Origin of the sequence: Tunturiibacter lichenicola (assembly GCF_051013355.1) — a bacterium.
In the GTDB taxonomy this organism is placed as follows: domain Bacteria; phylum Acidobacteriota; class Terriglobia; order Terriglobales; family Acidobacteriaceae; genus Edaphobacter; species Edaphobacter lichenicola_F.
Genome location: NZ_CP132944.1, coordinates 5113778 through 5128727, shown reverse-complemented (window position 1 = coordinate 5128727; position 14950 = coordinate 5113778). Strand labels below are relative to the sequence as shown.

At 58.3% G+C, this 14950-nt stretch carries 7 protein-coding genes; 1 reads left to right on the top strand and 6 read right to left on the bottom strand.

Annotated elements, in window-relative coordinates:
- Positions 1-17 precede the first annotated feature (17 nt).
- Both RBB82_RS21530 and RBB82_RS21525 read right to left on the bottom strand, forming a co-directional pair.
- Entirely contained in the window at positions 18-1046 is a 1029-nt protein-coding gene (locus tag RBB82_RS21530) for a lysylphosphatidylglycerol synthase transmembrane domain-containing protein (RefSeq protein ID WP_433972782.1), read from the bottom strand.
- A gap of 146 nt (positions 1047-1192) precedes the next feature.
- Complete coding sequence (locus tag RBB82_RS21525; RefSeq protein WP_433972781.1) at positions 1193-1441, bottom strand: hypothetical protein; 249 nt, start codon at positions 1439-1441, stop codon at positions 1193-1195.
- A gap of 317 nt (positions 1442-1758) precedes the next feature.
- On the opposite strand from RBB82_RS21525, the gene RBB82_RS21520 reads away from it, so the two are divergent.
- Entirely contained in the window at positions 1759-3360 is a 1602-nt protein-coding gene (locus RBB82_RS21520) for a hypothetical protein (protein WP_433972780.1), read from the top strand.
- A 32-nt stretch (positions 3361-3392) separates the two neighbouring features.
- On the opposite strand, the gene RBB82_RS21515 is transcribed toward RBB82_RS21520, so the two are convergent.
- The 4 genes from RBB82_RS21515 to RBB82_RS21500 form a co-directional block, all read right to left on the bottom strand.
- Positions 3393-5318: a DUF3857 domain-containing protein gene (locus tag RBB82_RS21515; protein ID WP_433972779.1), complete on the bottom strand. Its 1926-nt coding sequence runs from the start codon at positions 5316-5318 to the stop codon at positions 3393-3395.
- A gap of 183 nt (positions 5319-5501) precedes the next feature.
- Positions 5502-7484, bottom strand: coding sequence for a DUF3857 domain-containing transglutaminase family protein (locus tag RBB82_RS21510; RefSeq protein WP_433972778.1), 1983 nt, complete (start codon positions 7482-7484; stop codon positions 5502-5504).
- A 173-nt stretch (positions 7485-7657) separates the two neighbouring features.
- Positions 7658-12286: a UDP-forming cellulose synthase catalytic subunit gene (gene bcsA, locus RBB82_RS21505; RefSeq protein ID WP_433972777.1), complete on the bottom strand. Its 4629-nt coding sequence runs from the start codon at positions 12284-12286 to the stop codon at positions 7658-7660.
- Positions 12283-14625, bottom strand: a complete 2343-nt coding sequence (locus RBB82_RS21500) for a cellulose synthase operon protein YhjQ/BcsQ (RefSeq protein ID WP_433972776.1) — start codon at positions 14623-14625, stop codon at positions 12283-12285. The genes bcsA and RBB82_RS21500 overlap by 4 nt, the downstream gene beginning before the upstream one ends.
- Positions 14626-14950 lie beyond the last annotated feature (325 nt).

The following is a 14950-nucleotide window of genomic DNA, read 5'->3' as shown; positions in this document are numbered from 1 at the left end:
GGGAGAGTGTCTTGTTTCTATGGCATCTGCGCTGGGAGCTGTTCGATCTCTTCGAGTAGCGGCTTGTGGTTTTGGATACGGAAACGATGGATGAGGAAGATGATTCCGCCTGCGCCTGTCACGGAGATAAGCATCCATGCGTGTATGGCAAGACCGAAGACCGCGGCTTGCGACATGGACGCGCCGTGGTTGACGAGGGAGGTTTTGACTGCGAGTTCGAACGGACCGATCGCTCCGGGTGAACTGGGAATGAGGTAGGAGAGGTTGGCAAAGGAGACTGCCAGCCAGGCGGCGATGCGGTCGACGGGCAAGCCGAGGAGACGGATGGCGGAGAGAAAGATCATGCCCTCGCAGGTCCAGATGACGACTGTCTGGAGCAGGAGCAGCAACGAGCCGGTGACACCAAGGCGGCCGGTTGCGTCAAGGGCGAGCGTGATCCAGTGTTCGACCTTTTCGAGTTTGGGGTTTGGCGGCAGGCGGGTGAAGAGGCGCTGGATAGGTGGTTGCAAGCTGCGGGCGGCGACCAGGAGCGTCAGCAGGCCGATCGCAGAGATGGCGAGGGAGACGTTCGCGATGAGGCGCAGGCGTGGCGTGGCGATGGTGCCCACGGTAGAGACAAACATGAGGACGAGGACGAAGATGTCGAGGAGCTTTTCGAGGATAACGGTGCTGAGGGTGATGGAGGGCGAGGTGCCAAGATCGTCCGCGTAGGTGAAGATGCGCATGATGTCGCCGATGCGGAGGGGGAGGATGTTGTTGGCGGCGAGCGAGGTCATGAGCACTCGGGCGCAGACGAGGAAGTGGGTGCGGAGGGATTGGCGTCCGCGAGGCATCATCTGGGTCCAGCGGATGCAGCGCAGGGTGTAGCCGGCGGCGGTGAAGCCGATGATGCCGAGGATCCACGCGGGATGGCTGATGCGAAGGGCGAGAATCTGGCTGAAGGAGATTCCGCGGAAGGTGTACCAGAGGAAGAAGATGCTGACGAGGACGCCGGGAACCGTCTTGAGCATATTGCGACCGTTTGAGGTCGTCGGTGTGGCGCTCATGCTGGTTCTCGGCGCGACCAGAGACTATGGACCGTGCCGCAAGGGAGATATTGGCTGGAGAGGCGGAGCATACAGGTTCGATTGTATCTTCTGGGCTTCTAGATCTTCTGAATCGGGGCCAGCATTCGCGGCGACAGCAGCGTTCGTCAGGCAGATACGGAGACGTAGATGCTTCGGAACTCTTCGTCGTCGGGCTGTGGCCCTTTTTTACGGTCGGGATCGGACTCCTGGCGGGTATCGACGCTGGTGACTAGGTCACCGTCTTCGTCTGAAGCGAAGCTTGTCAACTGACGGCGCACCTCAGCTGCTGCCCTTCGAGTTGCCATCGCTTGCTGACTGGCTTGCGTCGCACCGAGCGACATGACCTGAGTGTTTAGACTGCCGTGAATGTGCATGTGTTGTTCCTTTCGACGACCGATGACCGCACCGCTAAAGAGCAACGGGAGGGCCACTCTGGCGATCGGAATGATGAGAGGATTCTTATTGATCTGAGGTTTTTCTTTGGCTATTGGACGGCGAGTTGGCGGATGATGTGATTTACCGTCTAACGTTGTAAGAGTGACCTATGCGGCGGGCGGTTCATCTACCGGTTGAGATCTGAGTTAAGTGAAATCTGATGGCGGGATGCCGCGACACGACATAGGACGAACGGATGTGTTTCAGTATTTGAAACAGATTGTGACAATCATATTGCGGCGGGAGCAAGAGGTATTTGGCTACATCGTTAGCGTCACCCATCTTTGCGGAAGGGCTTGAACGGGAGGAGTACCGGCGTGAGCGGAGCTTCGCGGCTGCGCTGGTGACGGTGCTGACTTTCTTTGCGGTGCTGATTCACGGGTACCATCCGTATGCCGAAGACGGCGGTCTTTATATGCCGGAGGTCAAGCGACTGCTTGATCCGGGATTGTATCCCTATGACACGGGGTTTGTGGTCGGGCACCTGCAGTATTCGCTGTTTGCGCGAGTGGTGGCTGGATTGGTGCGTGAATCACATTTTGGAGTCGAGATGGTGTTGCTGTTGGGGTACCTGGCGACCTTCTGGATGACGTTGTTTGCGGGGTGGCTGCTGGCGGCGCGATGCTGTGCGTCTCGCGAAGCAAGATTTGGCGCGGTTGCGTTGCTGACGGTGTGGCTGACGCTGCCAATTGCAGGGACTTCGTTGATGCTGATGGATCCATATGTGACTGCGCGTAGCGTCTCGACTCCCTGTGGGCTGCTTGCTCTGGTTGGGGTGCTGGAGTTTTTGTTGCCGCGATTTTGGATCGACGAAGAGCGGTGGTACGGTCTCGCTTTGTGTGTCGCGGCTGTTGCGGTGGCGGCCGCGACGCATCCGTTGATGGGTGGGTACGCGATGGGATCGGTGCTGCTGCTCGGGGTGCTGCTGTCTCCGCGTCGCGCGGTGCGGATATGGGGGACGGTGGGGCTTGGCTTGAGTGCTGTGGCGATGGCTGCGGGGCTACAGTTGGCAGCTCCAGTGGAGAGTGCGGAGTATCTGCGAGTGGCGCTGACGCGGGCGTATTGGTTTTTGAGCGAGTGGCGCTGGTATGAGTTGGTTGGGCTGGTGGCGCCGCTGGCGATTCTTTCGGTGGTTGCACTGGGGCGGCGTAGGGACGGCGATGCGGCGCGCGTTGGCTTGGCACGGATGGCGATGACGGCGGGTGTCGTGGCTGTGATTGTGGCGATACTGTTCGCGCGGATGGGCATGGCTACGCATCTGGTGGCTAGGTTGCAGCCATTGCGGACTTTTCAGCTGGTGTATGTGGTGATGATTCTGACGCTTGGAGCGTGGCTGGCGGAGCGTGTGCTGCAACGACAGACCTGGCGATGGCTAACGGCATTTTCGCTGCTGGCGGGGGTGATGATCTGCGCTGACAGAACGACGTTTCCTGCTTCGCGACATCTTGAACTGCCGGGAGCGCTGATGTGGAGGTCGCAAGACAGCGGTGGTAATGCGTGGGAACAGGCGTTCGTCTGGATCAGCCGGAACACGCCGAAGAACGCAATGTTCGCGTTGGATGCGGAGTACATCACGAAGCCTGGGGAGGATGCGCAGGGCTTTCGGGCGATTGCGGAACGCAGCGTACTACCGGATTACTCGAAAGATGGCGGCGTGGTAGCGAATAAACCCGGGCTCACGGGCGCGTGGTCAGAGGGACAGGCTGCGCAGACAAGGCTGAGTAGCGAATCGGACTCCGAACGATCTGCAGAGTTGCGTCCCCTGGGTGTGACGTGGGTAGTGCTGACGCGGAACGCGGCAACGGGGTTTGCCTGCGAGTATGCGAACGAAGCTGTGAAGGTCTGCCGCCTGCCCTGATCCTCAACACCAAACCAAGGCTGGCAGCGCGATCAGTTCCCTGCCGGTTGAACCGGGTTGGCGGCAGAGGGAGATGAGGTAAGGATGATGCTCTCCTGGTCCTTGTTTTCCATCTTCGAGAAGAAGGTGCGCAACTCGGGGTACTCTTCCTTTTTGAAGAAGATTTCGCCGAGTGAATAGTCGCGACGCATGGTGACTGTGGTCGGAGTCGATTCTATCTTCATACCGTAGACGGCGAAGTTCTGGAATTTGACTGTGTCGGGCGCTGGAATCGACTCAACGGTTAGAGTTGGCGGAAAGGTGATGCGGATCGCATCCTGATTCATGTGAGTGAAGTTGAAAAAGACTGACACGTCACGTTTTTCATGTGGGAATGCAGGCTTCTCATTGGCTTCGAAGATGTCGCTCGGAATCAGCAGCCGCTTGCCGGTGGAGGATCCGATTTGGCCTTTGACGTCTAGCTTCACCACGAGTGGCTCGTCGTAGGATTCGAGCTTCTCAATTGAGCTGACCTTGGCCTCCATGCCATTGGGCAAGAGACGTTCGACGTGAGTGCTGAGCTCCCGATCGAGACTGGCGGCGTCGCCGGTGAGCGCTCGCTGCCGCCAGTAAAGACCTGGCGAACCCATGTAGGTCATCTTTACAGTTCCGGTGACGGCGCCATTTCTGTCCATGGTGAGATTGGCGGTTCGCTGAGTGCGCGAGTAGGTGTAGACCTCTCCGGGAGTGTGAACCATGTCTGAGCTCGATGCTGTCTGTCGTATGCCGGCGCTTTGAGTGTGCTTCCAGGCCAGATGCTGGTAGGGACAGTATCGGGTGCCGGGGTCGAAGTATTGATCTTTGCCGTCTACCTCGACGATAGCGATGTCGTCGTCGAGCTGCGAGAGGTTGAGATAGGCCGCGAGAAACATGCTGCGGTCGCGGCTGGTGATTGCAGCGAGATAGGCCTTCATTCCTGCAGCGCGGGCCATCGCGACAAAGAGTTGTGCAAGCTGGTCGTCGCTGCCACGCTTGCGGGTCCAGATATCGTCGGTCGTGCGGATCTCTTTGAAGCCCTCGGATTTCTCCTCTTCGCTGGAGTGTTCGCGGGTGAAGCTGGTGTTTTCGAGCTTCATGACCGCAGCGTAGATCTTGCGCAGCTTCTGGTCCTGGCTGTCGGACGGTATGGTGAGATCGCGTACCGCCGCGGTGACGGCCGGGCCGGGTCCAATGAACTTGTCGCGTAACTTTGCCCAGTGTTTTCCTTCACTCTTCCAGAACTCTTCGCCCGTGTGATAGGGAGAGTAGTAGAAGAGGACACGGTAGGTGAAGCTTCCGAGGGGCGGCATGTATTCCTCGTGTGGGACAGGAGGTAGATCATGGGCGTTCAGCTCGAGGCTTAGTTGGCCCTCGTGGCTATAAAGCTGAGACGGCAGCCGGCTCTGGACTAGTGTGGTTCCCGGGGGCAGAATCGGAGTCCAGAAGACTGAGTTGGTGAGCTGCCCGCGATCGTCGCTGGTCACGAGCTGTTGGTCGGTTGGCCTCCAAAGGTAATGGGACTTCCGGGTGTATAGCTCGGACTGGAGGTACCAGCTGGGCGCTCTGAACCAGTTGTCGCCGAGCCGCAACTTATAGCGATATTCGATGATGCTACCAACCTCAACGTTAGGAAGGGTGAAGACCTTGGCCATGAATTTTATGCCCTGAGTCTTCTCGACCAGCTTGTCATACGGCTTGCCAGTGAAGGGGATGATGGTTCCATCGGAGTGGATGGTTCTACCCTGGACGTCTTCAATCGTTGTGGAGGAGCCGTCGCTGTTGTGTTCGTAGTTGACCTCGACGTTGGCGTACTCCTTGCCGCGTTCTGTAAGGACTTTGAGCCGCACGTAGATGCTGAACATGTGTAGCTTGTCTTCGGTAGTCTCTTCGCGGAAGAGATAGACGGCTGCGGCGCCGGGCACCTCAGGCTGCGAGGTCATCGACAGCTCTTCGGGAGTGGGAACGGTCCACTGCGCGCGCGCGAAGGGCGAGGAAATGAGAGACAAGGCAGAAAAAAGAGTGAGACAAAAGAGACGACGGCCGAAGGTGTGACTCATTTTGGTGGAAGTCCTTGATGGTTTACTTGTCGCTGATAGTGGAATTTGAAGCGTTGCCTGCACTGCTTATTTTTTCTTGAGGACGGCGTTGTTTTGCTCGTCGGCTGCGATAACACCGGCGAGCTTCTGGACATCGTCGTATCGGTCGGAAGGGAGGGTGACCTCGCGAACGGTGTATGTGCGGGTGTAGTGGAGGATGTTTTCTTTTACGCTGCTGGAACTCTCGTAGGAGGCAAAGCCGAGGTCGAGCTTAATGGGATCAGGGATTTCGTCGACTGCGTAGCCTGAAGGCAGTTCGATGGCGAAGTCGTCGCTCTCCTGCATCGTCTCGTCGAGGTTGACTGGCACTGCGTGACGTTTTTTATGATCGGCTTCGAGGTGTTCGCTGCCGATTACTCTGGGGCGAATCATCATCAGAGGCCCCATGGGCTTGCCGAAGCGTTCTGCTGTCACGGTGTACGAGGTGGTCAGGTCTTTATTCAGAGACTCAGCGTTCTGCACCTTGAAGTCGGAGACGGTGAAGGTCGTGAAGTCCTGTCCGAGGACGCGATCGAGGTACTGAGTCTGTTCTTTCAAGTCGCCAGAGGTGTAGAGGCTGCGCCGATCTTCGGAGAGGTCACCGAAGCGTCTCTCGGTGACGGTGCCCTTGAGTACGCCGTCGGGTTGAAGCTGAAAGCTGGCGGTGCGGCGAATGGTGTTGAGATCGGGAGAGAGCACAGGAAACTTGATGAGCTGGCTGTCGGCGCCTTCCATCAGGACTCCGTAGCCGCCCTGGAGGTTATGCTCCAGTTGGCCAAAGGCGGTTTTGTCCCATGTGGGGTCGAAGATGAGGTATTGGCGCCCGGTTTTGGCCGTAACGACGCTGCGGAGTTTTGGTGAGTTGTAACCCTTGGGTATTTCGATGGCGGCGATCATGTGGTCGCCGACGATGGACGGAGCATCGGGATCGATGACGCCGCGACGATGGTCCACCATGACGAGAGCGCCATGTACCCCGACGGTAGAGAGCATGGTCGTGAGGAGGGTCGCCTTGTCCTTGCAGTCGCCGTAGCGATTGTGGAAGATTTCGCCGGCGTAGTGAGGCTGGTAGCCGCCTATGCCCATCTCGATGACAAAGTAGCGAACCTGCCTCTGAACAAACTCTGCGATGGCCTCGGTCTTATCGTAGAAATCTGTTTTGTCGCCGACAAGTTCTTTTGCTTTTGCGGCTATCTCAGGAGTTGCGACAAGGCGGTCTTTTGAGATCGCCTGATACCACTCGCCGATGCTCTTCCAGCTGCCTTCGGTGGGAGCAGGAATGCTGGGACCTGCGTAGTGCACAGTCATTCGGCCCTCGAGCGAGAAGGCCGCAGGGCGTAGCGTGACGTGGTCGAGATCAATGGGCGGGGTGTCTTTTATCTCCCAGCGCCATCGTTGGTGCTCGAGGTCGGCGGCGTGGATCTCTTTGCTGTGGGCCCATACCGTGCCGTAGGTGAAGCCGGGGGGAAGCTCGAGGGTGAAGCTTTGGGTGAGGTGCGGGATGTCACTCTGGAAGAACCAGGTCTTTTCGGTTAAGTAGGGATGACTGCGTTGCTCGTACTCGTAGGCAACAATGCCGCCGGGGTCGCGACCTGGAGCGTTGGCCGCCCTGACCTTGAGATCCACGAAAAAGTTGCCTTGCCCGGGATAGCCGTATTCGACCATCTCGTTGTCCTTGACGGCGTACTCGTGTCCGTCGGGACCGATACTCCAGACGTGCATGGAGAGGATCTTAGCGTCTTTATCAAAGGGGACAGCGACGATGCCTTCTTCCCTGCCCTGAGGGCGGAGGATTTTGACGACACGTCTATAGTGCTCAACCGCGTTGCCGTCCGGAGCAACGGTGTAGGTGGTGTCTTCGAGAAGAACCACTGCGTTTGTTTCGGGAGGGTAGACCGGAGTTTTTTGCTGCGCGGCGGTGCGAACCCAATCTGGAACGCTATCGGGTTTCGACGCGAAAGCCCGGACGGGGGCGAGGCTTGTTATGCCGAGAAGAGCCAGGGTCGAAAGAAAGAAAGGAAGTTTGCGCAATTGCTCTGCTCGCGGTTTCGTGCGTCGTGCCATGAGGTCTTTGTTACCCGTTCCCTTGCTACGACACCGCAAGAGTGTGATTGGAAGGTTGTGTATGTTCGAGAGTTATACGTGGGAAGCGGCCGCATTTCAAGAGGGAATAATCTATGGCGCGATACACCAAACGGGTCATGCTAGTAGTTTCCTTGCAATCGGACTCGTGCCTTCCGACGCAGGACAGAACGAAGGATGACGGCGAGAATGAAGCAGGAGGCCAGGGTTGAGATGACCATCAACCACTGATACTCCGAGAAGAGCATGTTCAGCTTGACCCAGAGCGAGAGTGACCCGACACGGTAGACATCGTTGCCGATCCGGTACGAGACGAAGCGGGATCCATGCAGGACGCTTACGGACTGGGAGACGTCGGAGGACTGAGATGTTTTGAGAAAGACAGATAAAAAGTTGGGGATGACATCTTTGTCGCGTAGAGCGACGACGACGACAGAGCGGTTGGACCCCTTAGGCCATTCGATACCTTCGATGAGGGCGTCGGGAAGGCCACCTGCGGTCTCGAGTTGGCCGGACTGGATGCGATCCGAGCTGCGGACCTTCCACCATGCGTGCTGCAGTTGCGCAAAGAAACCCTGAGTGTCTTGAATATGGAGACCGCTGCCGTCTACGCCTACAGGGAGCGACGGATTGAGGCGACCGATCGCGGGCTGATCGTCGACCGTTCCCAGCACGAGGTAGTCTCGGAGACTGTCGGACTTCATGCCGTCGGCGCCGGTGACAGTAAGACGCAGCACCGGGTAGCCAGTTTGTGCGCCGAAGTGTGCCATCAGAGTGAGGAACACCTCGATCTCTGCGGGGCCGGCGTTGTCGGGCATTACGACGGCGGTGTCGGCGAGGTCGGCTTTGCGCGTAAAGGGGTAGCCAGCGTTGGCGAAGATCTCAAGGTTGGGCAGGACGGCCCAATGGGGAATTCCCTGGATGTCGAGGTAGGAGTCTTTGAGGATGGCGCCCTTCTGATTGCTGGTGGAGGCGGCGTCGTTGCACTCTGCTTTTTGGGCCATCAGAAAGATGAACCGCATCAGCATGGAGTTTGAGAAGGGGCGCATGTCGGAGATGGGCACCGGGATGACGGTGGATGTATTGTCCGTTTGCGCCAAGACTGTCGAACCGACAAAGGAGTCGTTCATCGAGACCTGCAACGAGCTTTCGCTCGAGAGTGGAACTCCGTTGTAACGATAGCCGAGGTGAAGAGGTAGATCCTGACGCGCGCCGTAGTAGAGATCGGGCGGGAGTCGCATGTAAACGGCGATCGGGTTTGAGCTGTCCGTCTCGAAGCTGGAGGTTTGGACGATGTCACCGAAGCGGGTGATCTTCTCGGTGCTCAGCCAGCGTGGAGCATCGTCGGGCTCTCGCGCGGCGGGTAATTGGATGGAAGGAACGCGGATCTGATCGCCTTCGAAGAGGTCGCGTTGCAAGGTGAGTGCCATGGCTGCGGTCACGAGATCGTCCGAGGAGTCTCCGGTAAGTACGAGAACCTTTGTGTAGGGATCAGACGGGTTCGTTCGCATGGCAATCGTGGGTCCGGACGGGGTGTTCATCTGGAGCGATGCAGGGAGGCTTGCGCCACTTTCGGCGAGAACGATCGCATTGCCAGCGGGGATCGACCCCAGGGACACGGAAAATTGTATGGGGCGCGAGTCCGCGAGGATGCCGAACCACGATGCCACGATGCCAGCGGCTTGAAGAGCCTTTGGGGATGGCTGACTGAGGAAGACGATGGGAACTACCGGATGGAGATCGACCAGAGAATCGTAGAACGGAGACGGCAGGAGCTTCAGGTTATTTTGCAGAGGAGTCAGAGTACCGGTGAGTTCGATCGTCGAGCTGTTGTCAACATGAGCCCATAGCGTGGAGTGGGACGGATCTTCGCACTTCGCGGCGTAGTGGCCAATGAATTCGAAGGTGAGTTCGTTACTGCGAACGAGAATCTCGGCAGGCAGGGTTATGGTCGATTCACGCAGTGTGTTGTTGGTGCTGTCGATGCTTTTTGCGACTGGTTGAAGACCATGCCCGACCGCTTCGTCTGGTGGCGACGCGACGGGAAGTGTTGCCAACAGTTTGCCGTTCAGGCTTACCTTGAGATGGCTGAGAGACGGAATCAGCGCGGGTGAGAAGCTGTAGCGAAGATGCAACGTCGCTGTTTTGACGGCTTCCGTTTGAGGCAGCGAAAAGTGGGCTTGGTTGTAGGCATCTACTCCCCGCATCGTGATGGGTTCACGTACCCCGATGTCGGAGAGAGCGATCACATGGTCGAAGGCGCCGGTGGCCGGAGAGGCTATTGGCGAGGCAGCTGCTTTCGGCCAGTTGTGGACGGCTGGCAGCGCTGCGGGAGGGTTTGTGGAGGAAGATACAGGCTTCTGTGGAGGCGGTTCTGGTGCGGGTTTGGCCTGATCTGTTGTCGGGCTGGGTGTGGGACTGGTGGTCTGGCTGGTCGCTTGTTCGGCAGCCTGTGCGGCATGCACGAAGCGGGCCTCCGCTGATGACGAGCGACCACCAAAGAAAGCTACTACCAGGAGAAGAGGAGCAATACTTGTGACCAACTTTCCTTCTGGGGCAGCAGGATGATTGGATTTCGCCAGACTTTTTATGGCCTGTCCAAAGTTATGGAGTGCGAGTCGCAGGATGCGGCGCAGGCTGGTTAGCGGTCTATCGGCCTCGCGGGTTTCGCCCCAGCCGAGCCAGGTATCGGCACGGGAGTAGAGGACTGTGGCGAGCGCCTCTTCTTCCTGCAGGGTGAGCGGATCGAATTGAGCACGAATTACGTTGCCGTTTATGCCGACCAGTGTGGCTGGCAAGCTGACGTCTCCGTCGAGAGCCGGAAGACTCAGCCTGATGGAATCGCCCGAACTGGCAGTGCAGTGCCGTTCCATGCGAACTTTAACGCCGCCTGTGGACATATCCGCGGTGACGCCATGGACGATGCTTCCGTTGGCCAACTGAACGTCCGCGGGCACCGTCATCGGAAGGCGCACTGTCTGCCTTCGCTGTCGACTCTCCCACGCGACCGATGTAGCCACGATAAGGATGATGAGGTTGAAGGTGGCCCAGATCAGGTTCATCACGATAGTGCCAGTGTGGCTGCCGTGGTACATTCCCGCGGGCACGTTCAGCGGCCAGGTTCTTCCGGTTCCAGGGAGGTGAAAGAGCCTTGGAATGGCGCAGAGCATGCCTACGACGTTGATCGTGATCATTACGAGGAACGGCTGTGCGATGCGTGCGTCGAAGAAGCGTCGAGGGATTACACCGCCTTTCGCGGTCACATCGAACCTGCCGAACTTTGGGTTGATCAACGCGAGCAACGTGGGGAAAAAGATGTAGGGGGCGAGTACAGTTTCGTAGACCTCGTTCCAGAACGAGTGGCGGTGCTGGCCCTGGATGCGAGAGTTCGTGATGGTTGAGAGAACCAGATGAGGAAGCGCGTACGCAAGAATGGCAGCCCAATAGCCGGGTATGTTGACACGATGAAAGATGAGATAGATGAGCGGTGCAGTCAAAAAGATCAGACGAGGCAGAGCGTAGAGAAAGTGCGTCATTGCGTTGAAGTAGCAGAGACGCTGCGCGAGATTTAATCCTTTGGCGAAGAGCGGATTGTCTGTGCGTAGAATCTGGACCATTCCGCGTGCCCAGCGGATGCGTTGCTTTACGTGTCCACTTAATCGTTCGGTCGCGAGACCTGCTGCCTGCGGGATGTTGATGTACGCAGAGTTCCAGCCATTCATCTGCATACGCAGCGAAGTGTGAGCGTCTTCCGTTACGGTCTCGACGGCGATGCCGCCAATCTCATCGAGCGCGCTACGTCTGAGAACCGCACAGGAGCCGCAGAAAAAAGTGGCGTTCCAGAAGTCATTTCCGTCCTGGACGATGCCGTTGAACAGCTCGCCTTCGTTGGGAATCTGCCGGAACTGGTTCAGATTACGTTCGAAGGGATCGGGTGAGTAGAAGTGGTGCGGAGTCTGGAGCATGCCCAGCTTGCTGTCGCGCAGAAACCACCCCATGGTGACCTGCATAAAGCTGCGGGTGGGAACGTGGTCGCAGTCGAAGATAGCGACATAGGGTGAGTTGAGCTGGGTGAGTGCGCGATTGATGTTGCCAGCTTTGGCGTAACGATTGTCGTCGCGCGTCATGTAGCCGATACCGGCCTCCTCTGCGAAGCTGCGGAACTCTTCGCGCTTGCCGTCGTCGAGGATGTACACGTTTAATTTGTCGGCGGGCCAGTCGATGTTCATCGCGGCAAACGCGGTGTATTTCACGATGTTGAGCGGCTCGTTGTAGGTCGGGATGAGGAGATCGATTGCGGGCCAGTGTTCCGGGCGCTCAGGTAACGGGACCGGAGTGCGGCGCAAAGGCCAAAGGGTCTGGAGGTAGCCCAGGAGGAGAATGACGAAGGCGTAGGTCTCGGCCAGGAGCAGGAGCACGATAAAAAAGCCGTCCAGCAGGCTCCAGACTGAACCGGGATCAAAAAGAAATCTGGCAGTGGTGTGGATTCTCCAGTACCCGTAGCGAAAGGTAGAGAAGATGGAGACAAGCATGAGGATCAGCGTGACGAGGTAGGAACTCGAGCTGCGATCGAGCCAGATGATGAGTGCAATTGTGAGGATACCCAGCACGATCTGTTGCGGCCAGGTGAGCTCCAGGATCCCGGTGAGGCCCAGGAGGACGATTCCGCTGCCCAGGAGGATAAAGCGAAGAACTTTGAAGAAGAGATGATCACCTGACTCGAATTGAGAGAATAGGTGCGACCAAATCATCGTTCGCTCCAGCGAACGTTACGGAAGCCGGCTGTGGCCGGCGCTGCGACTGTGCGGAGCCATGTTGCCAGGTTGAGGTAGTCCTCTGCCACGGGCGCGTCGGGCGCATAGTCGACCACTGTCATGCCCTCGGCGAGGGCTTCGCTGACAGCGGGGGCTCGGCGAATGACAAATGGCAACAATCGGTCGCCAAGCTGACGGCGCATCACCTCACGGACGTCGAGGTGCAACGGGAGCGACGTATCAAACTGGTTGAGAACGTAGAAAGGTTGAAGCGGGTGGCCGTCGCCATCGTTGACACCGTTGAAGAACTTTTCAACCGTCTGGAGGCTGATCACCGAGTTCATGTCGGGGGCGACCGGAACCAGGATGGTAGGGTTCATGCGGGACATGCGGCGGACGATCCAGCTTGACCCTACGGTGAGGTCGAGCAGGATGCGGTGTGCGCCACGGCCGTTGTTGATGATCTCGTCTGCGAGAAGCTCCTGGGCAGCATCGTCGGAGGCTTTCTGATCCACCTCGTAGCTGACGAGATAGATGGGCGCGTCGGTGCTACCGCTGGGCGGCGAGAAGGTGCGGACAGTTCCCTGCCGGAGTTCGCTGGCACCAAAGTAGAACGGCAACAGACCATGGGAGGTTGTATCCGTGAGGAGAACCTTCTCTCCCATCGAGGAGAGAGCGCGGCCGACTGTTGCGACGAGACTGGTTTTGCCGACACCGCCAGCGAGAGAGAAGACGGCGAGGACTGGTGTGCGGGTCTCTTTTTGGCGCACTGGTGCTGCTTCAGGTAGCTCCTGGCCGGGTTGCTCGAAGACGCCTTTGAGCGCAAACCAGCGTGCGGCTACGCGCTCACGGGAGTGCTGAAGGGTATCGGCGACGGAAGACTGGACCGGCGGTGGCGACGAGACGATCGGCTTCGCCTGAACCGGCGGGACGGGAGGCGCATAGAGCCACGCCGGGCCCGCAGGTGTAGGTTCAGGTGCTTGCTCCGGAGCGTTTCTGCGTGGAGATTCGGACAGGCTGCTGGACTGCTGATAGTCGAAGTCATCCTGGGCGCGTCGACCACGTGTCGAGTCGGACGGCACCAGCGCCTGGGAAAAAGGCGAGACGGGCCGGGTCGAAGTAGAAGGAGAGAGCGGCACGGAGCGCGAAATTCCCGATTGTCTTGGTGCAGGTGGCCTCGGCGACGGCACGTTCGCCGGCGACTCCCGCACAGAATCGCGGGCGTAATCCGTGGCGGGTTGGGGATAATCGCCGGAGGTGGGAGGCCACGTCCCAAAATTCGTTGCGGTCTGCGCAGGGGAGGTCTCGGCCTGAGACGGAGAAGACGCCGCATGGGGCTGAGGATCGGTGCGGCGTTGCCTCATAGGCGGAGAGTTGCCTTCGGTCGGATTCGAAGGCGTAGGTGGTAAGGGAACGATCTGTTCGGATGTGGTTTTCATGTCCTGGGATGTAAGTGGTACAGGTGTAGCTGGGTTCTGCTTTGGAACAAATTGTCGTGTTGGATCAGATGTAGTGTACTCGGCTTGAACCGAATCGTCGGGACCACGATAGATCTGACGGACGCCCGAGGCGTCGTCAGGACGATAGCCGCGGGGACGTCTTGTATTCGCCGGCTGGTGTGCCGCGACGCGTCGCTCCATCGGCTCTGAAAGAGATACAGGATGCTCGCGGCGATCTTGATCTCCAGTCCAGCGAGGTTCGTTTGGAGACGTAGTCTGTCCAAAATGCGGCGGTTCGTTTGTGGGAAGCGCCGGTTGATTAGAAGGGTTGGAGGGAACTGTGGATGGGGCGGAGATCTTGCCGGGAGTTGCAAAGTTGTGCTCAGCGCCTGTGGCTGCTCTGCGCCGTATCTCTGAGTCCGCGTAGCGCGCTGCCTGTCTCTGTGCTGAGGCGTGCGCCTCCGCTATCTCTCGCTCTTCGCGACGCGCGGCCGCCTCGGCGACAGCGGCGATCTCAGCTCGACGCGCGGCTTCGACGCGCTCGGCTGCCGCGGTACGGGCTGCGTCTTCGGCTTCGCGCAGAGCGCGCCGCATGGATGAGTCAGCGTCCTCGGCTTGATGAGTACGGGCTGCCAGTGATGCATGCCGAGCTGCTGAGTCTGCGGCTGCAGCGGCGGCTTCTGCTTCGGCCTGCGCCAGCAAGGCCTGTTCACGAACCTGCTGTGCTGCGCGATGTCTTAGCTGTGCACGGTACTCCCTGCGTGAAGCGGAAAAGTCGCGATACTTCGCTCCGTGAAGGTTCGCCCATGAGTAAAGGACGGCAACATCTTCAGGGGTCTCGGTTGCCGCAAGATCATCGATCTTGTCGGCGATCTTGTCCGTGCCGCGTGAGTCCATAGTTCGTATTTCCTATACATCTAACACATTGTTTTTATTGAACTGCGCCGGTTCGCTGCCAGCTCAAAAGAAGTGGTTGCACCTGTTGTCATGCAATAGCCTGAGGCTACGTTGGGCGTCTCTTCAAGTCAATGAATCCGGCGTGCGACTTAAGTGTGATAAATCAGTGATAATGCGGGATTGAAGCGTAAATTGTAGTCAACACAATGGCATCTCCTATCGTCCCAAAATGGCACATCTAGAAGGGCGCTGCCAAAGAAGGCACCGTGCCGACGCCCACACCGTCTCCTCGCAAATTTTAAGCAAAGTATCGCGAAAAGATGTC

What these genes read in the sequence shown, in the direction of transcription:
- RBB82_RS21530 (WP_433972782.1), bottom strand. Translation starts at nt 1,046, where the DNA reads ATGAGCGCCACACCGACGACCTCAAACGGTCGCAATATGCTCAAGACG.
- RBB82_RS21515 (WP_433972779.1), bottom strand. Translation starts at nt 5,318, where the DNA reads ATGACCTCGCAGCCTGAGGTGCCCGGCGCCGCAGCCGTCTATCTCTTC.
- RBB82_RS21500 (WP_433972776.1), bottom strand. Translation starts at nt 14,625, where the DNA reads ATGGACTCACGCGGCACGGACAAGATCGCCGACAAGATCGATGATCTT.
- RBB82_RS21525 (WP_433972781.1), bottom strand. Translation starts at nt 1,441, where the DNA reads ATGCACATTCACGGCAGTCTAAACACTCAGGTCATGTCGCTCGGTGCG.
- bcsA (WP_433972777.1), bottom strand. Translation starts at nt 12,286, where the DNA reads ATGATTTGGTCGCACCTATTCTCTCAATTCGAGTCAGGTGATCATCTC.